We start from the raw sequence: 9,990 nt of genomic DNA, 5'->3' as shown, positions 1-9,990 counted from the left end.
TGCACCCTGCTGCGCCCGCCCAGGCCCCACCACCATCCGACCTTCTGCGGAGTGAGGAACCCCCGTGGACGACAGCATGCTCTCGGCGGCCCTCGGGTCGGCCGGCCTGACCTACCTGGGCCTGGTCGATCCGACCGAGCCGCTGATCCCGCCCGACCTGGCCGGGTTCATCGTCAACTGCGACGACGCGTACGTCTTCTTCGCCGACGGCGTCGACCTGGACGACCCGCGGCTGGCGGCCCGGCTCAACGAGTCCTGGCGGCGCGGCGCCGAGGCGGCCGGGCTGCTCGGCGGCGCCCCGTTCCTGCTCGGTGTGGCCCAGGGGGCCGGTGCGGGCTCCGGCCACCGGACGTGGGCGCGGGTCACGCTGACCGAACCCTGGGACCTGGCCGGCGCGCCCCCCGGACCGCTCGGCCACGGGCCCGGCCGGCCGACCTTCGTGATGCTCTCGGCGGACGGCGAGGGCATCCTGCGGATGAGCTACGGCGAGGTCATGGGCGAGTGCACGGTGGTGCGCGGGCCGGCCCGGGTGCCGGTGTTGCGGGCCCATGCCGAGCGGATGCTGGGCCGGGCCCGGCTGGACCCGTTCACCCGCTCCGCCGTCGAGCGCTGGCTGGCCGCCCACCCGACGCCCTGACACCCCGTGACCGGACACCCCGCGCCCCGAGCGCGCGCGTCGCGGCCGACCGCCCGTCAGGTCCCGATGAACGTCTCCAGCCCGCGCAGGAACACCTCGATCTTGAACGCGAAACGCTGGTCGCCGTCGCCGCCCACCATGGTCGCGGCCCGGCTGCTGAGCAGCGGGAAGCGGTCGGGGGGCAGCTGCGCGAAGTAGTCCTGCACCTTCCCGAAGTACGCCTCGGTGTCGGTGCCGGGGGGCAGTCGGTCGGCGTACAGCGAGGACTCGTAGGCGTCGGTGTCGATCAACTGGCCCAGGCCGTCCAGTGCCCAGGCCGCCACCTGCTCCGGCACGCCGGCCCCGATCAGCAGGCCGAACAGGAACTCGGCGATCCGCAGCTGGTTGGCGCCCATCGGGATGCTGCCGAGCGAGACCAGGGTGATGTCGCGGTGCTGGACGAAGACCCGCTGGGCAGCCAGGCTGACCTCCAGCACCTGCTCCTTCCAGCGGGCCGGGTCGATCCGGTCGGGCAGCGGGATCTCGCCGCTGATCCGCTCCAGCATCAGCTCGCAGAGCTCGTCCTTGTTGGAGACGTGCGCGTACAGCGAGGCGGGCCCGGTGCCCAGCTCCTGGGCGACCCGGCGCATGGTGACCCCGGCCAGGCCCTCGGCGTCCAGGATCCGGATCCCGGCGTCGACGATGGCCGCCCGGCTCAGCGGCGGTCGGGCCTCCGCCTTGGGGGCCTTGTGCCACGGGATCTCGGGCATCGCGGACTCCACTGGGCCACCTGCTTTCCTGCGCTCGCGTTCCTGCGCCTCGGTGACGAACATCGTACTCACGGCGAACGTTGTTCCAACAACGAACACCGTTCTTGCCAGATGTCTTGATCACCATGTAGAACACTGTTCGTGGAGACGAACAGTGTTCTTAGCGCGGCGGCCCCGTACAGATGGCGGTGGGCCGCCCTCTTCGTGATCCTGGCGGCCGAGGTGATGGACCTCATGGACGCCGTGATCACCAACATCGCGGCCCCCTCGATCCGGGCCGACATCGGCGGCGGCGAGAGCCTGATGCAGTGGCTCGGCGCCGCCTACACGCTGGCGATGGCGATCGGCCTGATCACCGGCGGGCGCCTCGGCGACATCTACGGCCGCAAGCGGATGTACCTGATCGGCGCCGCGGGCTTCACCCTCGGCTCGCTCGCCTGCGCCGTCGCCCAGGCGCCCGGCCAGCTGATCGCGGCCCGGGTGGTCCAGGGCCTGCTGGGCTCGGTCATGCTGCCGCAGGGCCTGAGCATCCTCAAGGAGGTCTTCGACGACGAGGAGCAGGCCAAGGCCTTCGGCCTGTTCGGCCCGGTGATGGGCCTGTCCTCGGTCGGCGCCCCGGTGCTGGCCGGCTGGCTGGTGGACGCGAACCTGTTCGGCACCGGCTGGCGGATGATCTTCCTGGTCAACCTGCCGCTCGGCCTCTTCGCGCTGGCCGGCGGCCTGGCCTTCCTGCCCGCGCACAGCAGCACCCGCACCGTGCGGCTCGACCTGGTGGGCGCGCTGCTCGCCGCGGTCGGCTCGGCGCTGATCGTCTACCCGCTGGTCCAGGGCCGCGAGCACGGCTGGCCCGCCTGGGCCTTCGTGCTGATGGCGCTGTCCGTCGCGGTCTTCGGCTTCTTCGCCTGGTTCGAGGGGCGCAAGAGCCGCAGCGGCGGCGACCCGCTGGTGGAGCCCAGCCTGTTCCGCAAGCGCGGCTTCAGCGGCGGCATGGTGCTCGGCCTCATCTTCTTCTCGGCGATGACCGGCTTCTGGCTGACCTTCAGCCTCTACGCCCAGATCGGCCTGCACTACTCGCCGCTCAAGGCGGGCCTGGCCGGCATCCCGTCCTCGGTCGGCATGGTGGCCGCCTTCGGCGCCTCGCAGGCGCTGCTCAGGTTCGGCCGCAAGGTGATGCACCTGGGCGTGCTGGTGATGGCGGCGGGCGTCGGCGGCCTGATCCTGACCCTGCACCTCGCGGGCCTGGGCGTGACGCCCTGGCAGGTGGCCCCGGCCCTGCTGGTCGCCGGGCTCGGGATGGGCCTGGTGATGGCCCCGTTCTTCGGCAGCGTGCTGGCCTCCGTGGAGCAGCACGAGGCCGGCTCGGCCTCCGGCACGCTCACCTCGGTGCAGCAGCTCGGCGCGGCGCTGGGCACCGCGATCCTCGGCACCGTCTACTTCCAGCGGGCCAAGGGCGGTGACTTCCTCTGGGCCGAGCAGGTCACCCTCTGGGTGGAGATCGCGATGCTCGCGGTGGTGTTCGTGGCGATCTTCCTGCTGCCCGCGCAGACCCAGGAGCAGTCCGCCGAGGCTCCGGCCGCGGCCCCGGCCGAGCAGGCCGACCAGGTGCCGGCCTGAGCCGGACGGCCCGGACCCGGGCCGGATAACCAGCTGACGACGGGGACCCGGCCGTCTACGGTGAGCCCATGCGCCGTGACGACCAGGTCCTCGTCTTCGATGCGGACGACACCCTCTGGGAGAACAACATCCGCTTCGAGCGGGCCATCGACGCCTTCCTGGCGGAGGTGGCCCCCTTCGCGCCCGACCGGGCGGCGGCCCGGGCGGTGCTGGACGGTGTCGAGGCCGCCAACTCCGCCGCCCACGGCTACGGGTCCGAGGTGTTCCGGCTCAGCCTCGGCGAGGCCTTCGCCCTGCTCGCGCACCGCCCGCCCGGGCCCGCCGAGCTGGACCGCTTCGCGGCACTGGCCGCCACCGTCACCTCGGCCGAGGTGGAGCTGATCGACGGCGTCGCCGAGACCCTGCCCGCGCTCGCCGCCCGGCACCACGTCCTGCTGCTCACCAAGGGCGACCGGGCCGAGCAGCAGGCCAAGCTGGACGCCTCCGGCCTGCTGGGGCACTTCCGCTCGGTGCACATCGAGCCGGAGAAGGACCTGCCCACCTACCGGCGGCTGATCGACGGTCAGGCGCTGGCGCCGGAGCGGACCTGGATGATCGGCAACTCGCCGAAGTCCGACATCCTGCCCGCCCGCGCCGCCGGGCTGAACGCCGTCTTCATCCCGCACCAGCACACCTGGTCACTGGACGACGCGGCGCTGGACCCGGCCGACACCGGGGTGCTGCGACTGTCCGCCTTCGCCGAACTGGGGGAACACTTCTGATGGGTACCGCCGCACCGAGCGTCTCGGTCGTCTTCCTCTGCCACGACGGCGCGGGCCGCTTCCTGCTGGCCCGCCGCGCCCCGGCGGCCCGGGACGAGCCCGGGCGCTGGGACTGCGGGGCCGGCGGCCTGGAGTTCGGCGAGACCTTCGAGCAGGCGGTGGCCCGCGAGGTGCGCGAGGAGTACACCGCCGAGCCCCGCGACACGGTGGTGCTCGGGGTGCGCAACGTGCTGCGCGGCCCCGCCGGTGACGGGGGGCCGGTGGACTCGCACTGGGTGGCGGTGGTCTGCCTGGCCCGGGTCGACCCCGACCGGGTGGCGATCGGCGAGCCGCACAAGTTCGACGCGCTCGGCTGGTTCACCGCCGACGCGCTGCCCGCGCCGCTGCACTCCCAGCTGGCCGCCACCCTCGACCTGGCGCTGCCTCAGCTCGCCGCGGTCAGCGTGACCGCCGCCTCCGGCGAGTAGAGCGAGAAGGTCAGCGACTCCTGCAGGTAGAGGCGGACCGACTCGGCGTCGTGCGAGAGGTAGCCGATCGACAGGTCCTGGCCGAGGTGCAGCTCGAAGTCGCCGCCCCGGGTGGAGAGCAGCAGTGCGCCGGTCAGCGCCGGCGCCCAGACGATCTCGCCGGTCACCACCCGGGCCAGGTGCTGGCGGACCGGGTAGCCGTGGTTGGAGGTCTCGTTGACCGCCGTGTAGGCGTCCGCGCCGAGCAGCAGCGCGTACGGCCCGTCCACCCCGGCCAGCCGCAGCGTCGTGATGGCCCGGCTGACCGCGTCCGGGTACTCGGTGACGTCGGTCGGCAGGATCACCGCGGGGTTCTCCGCACCCGTGCGCACCCCGGCGATGCCCGCGGCCGGCCAGCCCTCGAAGATCGCCGTGTCCTCGGCCTGGGCCATCAGCCGGGCCGCCTCCTTGACCGGCTGCCAGTCGGAGTCCTTGGAGCCGCGCTCCACGTCGTCCACCGCCTGCCGGTCCAGGGTGAACGGCACCCGCAGCTCCACCACCGGCCGGGACTGGCGGGCCTGCGCTTCGGTGCCGGGCACCAGGGTGGCGATCGGCCGCTGGTGCCCGGAGCCGACGGCCGCCAGCTGCGGGCCGGCCGGTCCGTCCAGGTCGACCACCCGGCGCCCGGCCAGGTGCAGGGTGAAGGTGCGCCGGGCCTCCTCCTCGATCTCCGCCCAGGCCGGAGCGGACACGGGCGCCAGGTCACGGTGCAGGTTGCTCATCGGGTCAGGCTCCTGTCGGGAGGTCGGGACGGTCAGGGGTGGTGCTGCCCAGCCCTTTGAGGCTGCCGATGCCCAGCGATCCGTCGGCCACCGCGCGCCCGGCGGCCGCGGCGGCGGCGGGCGGTGCGGCCAGCCAGTCGGCCGAAGGAACGAAGAAGAGCGAGCCGGTGACCGCCGTCGAGACGTCGAGCAGCCGGTCGTGCCGGCCGTCCCCGCCCTTGCCCAGGAACATGTTGGCCAGCATCTCCTCGGTCACCGCGGGGGTGCGGCAGTAGCCGATGAAGTAGGTGCCGGCCTCGCCGGTGCGGAACGAGTTGAAGGGCATGTTCATCCGCAGGATCTGCCGCTCGGTGCCGTCCGCGGCCGCCTCCAGCGAGGTGAGCGCGACGTGCGAGTCGGCCGGCTTCTCGGCCTCGGACAGCTCGACGTCGGCCAGCTTGGTCCGCCCGACCGAGGCCTCCTGCTGCTCCACCGTCAGGCGCTCCCAGGCGGCGAGGTCGTGCAGGTACTTCTGCACGATCACGTAGCTGCCGCCGGCGAACTCGGCGTCCTCGGCGCCGACCAGCGCGGCCGCCCCGGCCTCGGTGCCCTCCGGGTTCTCGGTGCCGTCCACGAAGCCGAGCAGGTCGCGCCGGTCGAAGTAGCGGAAGCCGGTGGTCTCGTCCACCACGTCGACCGCGCCGCGCAGCCGGGAGAGCAGTTGGGCGGCCAGTTCGTAGCAGGCGTCCTGCTGCTCGGCCCGGATGTGCAGCAGCAGGTCGCCGGGGGTGGCGGGGGCGGTGTGCCGCTCGCCGCGCAGCTCGCGGAACGGGTGCAGCTGGGCGGGGCGCGGGCCGTCGACCAGCCGGTCCCACAGCAGCGCGCCGATCCCGACCACGCAGGTCAGCCCGGCCTGCGGGACCCGGAAGCCGACCGCCCGGCGCAGGCCGGCCAGCTCCGGCAGCAGCGCGCGCACCGCGGCCTCGCCGCCGGGCCGCACGGTCAGCACCAGGAAGCGGGCCGCGGTGGTCAGCGCGGCGGTGACGGGCTGGGCGAGCGGCTGCTGGTCCATCGTCACCGTTCCTGTTCGCTGCGGTCGCCGGCCCAGAGGGTGTGGAAGCTGCCCTCGCGGTCCACCCGGCGGTAGGTGTGGGCGCCGAAGTAGTCGCGCTGGCCCTGGATCAGCGCGGCGGGCAGCCGCTGGGCGCGCAGCGAGTCGTAGTAGGCGAGCGCCGTGGCGAAGCCGGGCACCGGCACCCCCAGCTGGCTCGCGGTGGAGACCACCCGGCGCCAGGCGGACTGGGCCCGGCCGAGGGCCTGCTGGAAGTACTCGTCGGCGAGCAGCGTGGGCAGCTCCGCGCCGCCGGTGGCGTAGGCGGCCTCGATGCTGGTGAGGAACCGGGCCCGGATGATGCAGCCGCCGCGCCAGATGGCGGCCATCGCCCCGGGCGAGACCTGCCAGCCGTACTCGGCGCTGCCGGCCTGGATCTCGTTGAAGCCCTGCGCGTAGGCGACGATCTTGGAGGCGTAGAGCGCCTGCTCCACGTCCTCGGCGAACCGGTCGGAGGCCGCGCTGTCCAGCCAGGTCTCGGTCGGCCCCGGCAGGCCGCGGGCGGCCTCGCGCAGCTCGGCGCTGCCGGACAGCGAGCGGGCGAAGACCGCCTCGGCGATGCCGCCGACCGGGACGCCGAGCTCCAGCGCGGTCTGCACGGTCCAGCGACCGGTGCCCTTCTGCTCGGCCCGGTCCTGCACCACGTCCACGAAGGGCTTGCCGGTGTCGGGGTCGACGTGGCCGAGCACCTCGGCGGTGATCTCGATCAGGTAGGACTCCAGCCGGCCCTGGTTCCAGCCGCGGAAGATCTCGGCGATCTCGCCGGGCTGCCGGCCGGCGGCGTGCCGCAGCAGGTCGTAGGCCTCGGCGATCAGCTGCATGTCGGCGTACTCGATGCCGTTGTGCACCATCTTGACGAAGTGTCCGGCGCCGTCGGGGCCCACGTGGGTGCAGCAGGGGCGGCCCTCCACCTTGGCGGCGATCGACTCCAGCAGCGGCCCCAGGCTCTCGTACGCCTCGGCGGTGCCGCCGGGCATGATGCTCGGGCCCAGCAGGGCGCCCTCCTCGCCGCCGGAGACACCCGCGCCGACGAAGTGCAGCCCCAGCTCGCGCAGCCGGGCCTCGCGCCGCCGGGTGTCCTCGAAGTGCGCGTTGCCGCCGTCCATCACGATGTCGCCCGGATCCAGCAGCGGCACCAGCCCGTCGATCACGGCGTCGGTGGGCGCGCCGGCCTTGACCATGACGACGATCCGGCGCGGGCGCACCAGCGCGGCGACGAACTGGGCGACCGTCTCGGTCGGCACGAAGGCGCCCTCGTGCCCGAACTCGGAGACCAGCGCGGTGGTCCGGGCCCCGGTGCGGTTGTGCAGCGCCACCCGGTGCCCGTGCCGGGCGAAGTTGCGGGCCAGGTTGCGGCCCATGACGGCCAGTCCGGTCACGCCGATGTCGGCGGAACTGCGAGTGGTCATGCGAGGTGGCTCCACTTCGGGTCGCACTGGCGGATCATCACCCAGCCTGCCGTGCCCGCGCGGCCCCCGCACGCCGACATCCGCCGGAAGCGACCGGCAGCGTCCGTACAGCGGACGGACAACGTGAGGTCGGGCGGCGCTACCGCCGCGCGGCGGCGTGCCGCCCCCGCCGGCGGGGGCGGGTGACCCGCGGGCGGCCCGGGTCGGTGAGGCTGAGCAGCAGGGCGAGTGCGGGCGGGACGGTCAGCAGGAGCAGGGTGAGCGTCAATCCGGACACCTCTTTCCGATCGTGAGCGAACGGCCGTGAAGGCAGTCTGGCCACTGCCGGCAGTCCGGTAACCGGCCGTCACACCGGTGTCCCAGCCCCGTCACCCACCTCGCCCAGCACGGTGTCGGACGTCCGGCTGTACCGGCTCCCCGTCCGGGTGAGCACCCGTGACCACCCGGGCGGGCTACCCTGCGGGGTATGCCTAGTGCCTACTGGAACGGCCAGTTGATCGCCGAGAGTGCGGACACCGTGGTGGTGGAGGGCAACCACTACTTCCCCCGGGAGTCCGTCGACGCCGCGCTGCTCACCGACTCCGACACCACCACCGTCTGCTCCTGGAAGGGCACCGCGAACTACCACTCGCTGGTGGTCGACGGTGCGACCAATCCCGACGCGGTCTGGTACTACGCCGACCCCAAGCCCGACGCGGACATGGTCCGCGACCGGGTCGCCTTCTGGCACGGCGTGGAGATCCGGGACTGACCGGCCGCACCGGCCTACCCTGGGCCGGTGCGAGACCTGCTGCGCGGCGCCTGGCGGACGGCGGTCCCGGAGCCGGGCGACCGGCACGGGCCGCTGCCGCCGCTGCTGCTCGCGCTCACCGTGCTGAGCGGGATGATCGACGCGGTCAGCTACCTGATGCTGGGGCACGTCTTCGTGGCGAACATGACCGGCAACGTGGTCTTCCTCGGGTTCGCCCTGGCCGGTGCGCCGGGCTTCTCGGTGACCGCGTCGGTGGTGGCGCTGGTCGCCTTCGCGGTCGGCGCCTTCCTCGGCGGGCGGTTGCTGGCGGGGGTGGCGCACCGCGGCCGGGCGCTGCTGCGGACGGCGCTGGTGGAGACCGTGCTGCTGGCGGCCGCCGCCCTGGTGGTCGCGGTCTTCCCGGTCGGCGACGCCGCCGCCGAGACCTCGCGCCACCTCGCCACCACGCTGCTCGCCCTGGCCATGGGCATCCAGAACGCGATGGTCGGCGTGCTGGCCGTGCCCGACCTGACCACCACGGTGCTCACCCGGACCATCACCGCCGCCTTCGCCGACACCGGGCGCACCGGGCGCCTGGAGGAGAAGGCGGGACGCCAGCTGCTGTCGGTGCTGACGCTGGCCGCCGGGGCCGCCGCGGGCGCCGTGCTGGTGCGCCACGCCGAGCAGGCGGTCGCGCTGGGCGTCCCGGCCGCGCTGGCGCTGACCGTCGCCCTCGCGGCCGTGCGCCCCGCGCGGTCGGCCGCCGGCTGGCGCGAGCGGCCCTGACGGGCCGTCAGGGGAAGCCCTTCGTATTCCCACCGGGCAGGTGGCAAACGTCACGCTCCGCCATGGGCCACCTACGGTGGCGTAGGTCACTTGAGACAGTGAAGTATCTCGTTCCATGGCTGACCTACTGGAGACCCTTGACCTGACCTCCTACGCGGCCCTCGGGGACAGTTTCACCGAAGGCCTCAACGACCCCAGCCCGGACGGCGGTTACGCCGGCTGGGCCGACCGGCTGGCGTTGCTGCTGGCCGAGCGCGTACCGGCGGGCGGGTTCCGGTACGCCAACCTCGCGGTGCGCGGGCGCCTGCTGGACCAGATCGTGGCCGAGCAGGTGCCGCAGGTGCGCCGGATCCAGCCGGACCTGGTCACCTTCTGCGCCGGCGGCAACGACATCCTGCGCCCGGGCAGCGATCCGGACGAGGTCGCCGAGCGGTTCGAGCGGGCCGTGGTCCAGCTCACCGGGTCGGCGGGCAAGGTGCTGATCTGCACCGGGTTCGACACCCGCGGCGTGCCGGTGCTCAAGCACCTGCGCGGCAAGATCGCGACCTACAACGTGCACCTGCGGGCGATCGCGGACCGCAACGACTGCGCAGTGGCCGACCTCTGGTCGCTGCGCACGCTGCAGGGCCGGCCGGCCTGGAGCGACGACCGGCTGCACCTGTCCCCCGAGGGGCACCAGCGGGTCGCCCTGCTGGCGGCCCGGGCGCTGGGACTGAGCACCGACGCCGACCCGGCCGAGCCGTGGCCGGCCGAGAGCGTGCGCACCGACGCCGAGGTGCGCCGGGAGAACCTGCAGTGGGCCCGCGACTACCTGATCCCGTGGGTCGGCCGCCGGCTGCGCGGCGAGTCCTCGGGCGACAACGTCGAGGCCAAGCGGCCGGACCTGCTGCCGCTGTAGGTCCGGACTCCTGCCGCCGCGTGCTGTCCGGCCGGTCCTGCCGGACGCGCGAGGGCGGGTGGTGGACCAGGGACCCACCACCCGCCCT

General features: G+C 73.7%; 12 protein-coding genes. 7 read left to right on the top strand and 5 right to left on the bottom strand.

Annotated features, from left to right (window positions below; all coding sequences use genetic code 11):
- Positions 1-64 precede the first annotated feature (64 nt).
- Positions 65-637, top strand: coding sequence for a hypothetical protein (locus ACFW1A_RS33500; protein WP_380415730.1), 573 nt, complete (start codon positions 65-67; stop codon positions 635-637).
- Positions 638-693: 56 nt separating this feature from the next.
- Here the strand turns inward: ACFW1A_RS33500 and ACFW1A_RS33495 are convergent, their stop codons facing one another.
- Positions 694-1,449, bottom strand: a complete 756-nt coding sequence (locus ACFW1A_RS33495) for a TetR/AcrR family transcriptional regulator C-terminal domain-containing protein (RefSeq protein ID WP_380415732.1) — start codon at positions 1,447-1,449, stop codon at positions 694-696.
- Between the two features lie 78 nt (positions 1,450-1,527).
- Here ACFW1A_RS33495 and ACFW1A_RS33490 point away from each other — a divergent pair, with 78 nt between their 5' ends.
- The 3 genes from ACFW1A_RS33490 (at position 1,528) to ACFW1A_RS33480 (ending at position 4,228) form a co-directional block, all read left to right on the top strand.
- Positions 1,528-3,000: an MFS transporter gene (locus tag ACFW1A_RS33490; RefSeq protein WP_380415728.1), complete on the top strand. Its 1,473-nt coding sequence runs from the start codon at positions 1,528-1,530 to the stop codon at positions 2,998-3,000.
- 68 nt (positions 3,001-3,068) lie between these two features.
- Positions 3,069-3,761 carry an HAD family hydrolase gene (locus ACFW1A_RS33485; RefSeq protein ID WP_380415726.1) on the top strand — a complete coding sequence of 231 codons (693 nt, stop codon included), beginning with the start codon at positions 3,069-3,071 and terminating at the stop codon, positions 3,759-3,761.
- On the top strand, positions 3,761-4,228 hold the full coding sequence (locus tag ACFW1A_RS33480) for an NUDIX domain-containing protein (RefSeq protein ID WP_380415724.1): 468 nt from the start codon (positions 3,761-3,763) through the stop codon (positions 4,226-4,228). Before ACFW1A_RS33485 ends, ACFW1A_RS33480 begins: the two co-directional genes overlap by 1 nt.
- Here the strand turns inward: ACFW1A_RS33480 and ACFW1A_RS33475 are convergent.
- The 4 genes from ACFW1A_RS33475 to ACFW1A_RS33460 all read right to left on the bottom strand — a co-directional run bounded on the left by ACFW1A_RS33475 (position 4,186) and on the right by ACFW1A_RS33460 (position 7,756).
- Entirely contained in the window at positions 4,186-4,989 is an 804-nt protein-coding gene (locus ACFW1A_RS33475; protein WP_380415722.1) for a family 1 encapsulin nanocompartment shell protein, read from the bottom strand. The two genes, ACFW1A_RS33480 and ACFW1A_RS33475, sit on opposite strands and share 43 nt — an antisense overlap.
- A gap of 4 nt (positions 4,990-4,993) precedes the next feature.
- Positions 4,994-6,040, bottom strand: coding sequence for a Dyp-type peroxidase (locus tag ACFW1A_RS33470; protein ID WP_380415720.1), 1,047 nt, complete (start codon positions 6,038-6,040; stop codon positions 4,994-4,996).
- 2 nt (positions 6,041-6,042) lie between these two features.
- Positions 6,043-7,488 (bottom strand): NADP-dependent phosphogluconate dehydrogenase, encoded by a 1,446-nt coding sequence (gndA, locus tag ACFW1A_RS33465; protein ID WP_380415718.1) that lies wholly within the window; start codon positions 7,486-7,488, stop codon positions 6,043-6,045.
- A 139-nt stretch (positions 7,489-7,627) separates the two neighbouring features.
- Positions 7,628-7,756 carry a hypothetical protein gene (locus ACFW1A_RS33460; protein ID WP_380415716.1) on the bottom strand — a complete coding sequence of 43 codons (129 nt, stop codon included), beginning with the start codon at positions 7,754-7,756 and terminating at the stop codon, positions 7,628-7,630.
- A 198-nt stretch (positions 7,757-7,954) separates the two neighbouring features.
- Between ACFW1A_RS33460 and ACFW1A_RS33455 the strand changes: the two genes are divergently transcribed.
- From ACFW1A_RS33455 to ACFW1A_RS33445, 3 genes are all read left to right on the top strand, one after another.
- Positions 7,955-8,239, top strand: a complete 285-nt coding sequence (locus tag ACFW1A_RS33455) for a DUF427 domain-containing protein (protein ID WP_380415714.1) — start codon at positions 7,955-7,957, stop codon at positions 8,237-8,239.
- Between the two features lie 27 nt (positions 8,240-8,266).
- Positions 8,267-9,004: a YoaK family protein gene (locus ACFW1A_RS33450; RefSeq protein ID WP_380415712.1), complete on the top strand. Its 738-nt coding sequence runs from the start codon at positions 8,267-8,269 to the stop codon at positions 9,002-9,004.
- A gap of 115 nt (positions 9,005-9,119) precedes the next feature.
- Positions 9,120-9,902 carry an SGNH/GDSL hydrolase family protein gene (locus tag ACFW1A_RS33445; RefSeq protein WP_380415710.1) on the top strand — a complete coding sequence of 261 codons (783 nt, stop codon included), beginning with the start codon at positions 9,120-9,122 and terminating at the stop codon, positions 9,900-9,902.
- The last annotated feature ends 88 nt before the right edge of the window (positions 9,903-9,990 follow it).

The organism is Kitasatospora sp. NPDC058965 (genome assembly GCF_042741245.1).
Classification (GTDB): domain Bacteria; phylum Actinomycetota; class Actinomycetes; order Streptomycetales; family Streptomycetaceae; genus Kitasatospora.
This window is presented reverse-complemented; position numbering and strand designations above follow the sequence as displayed.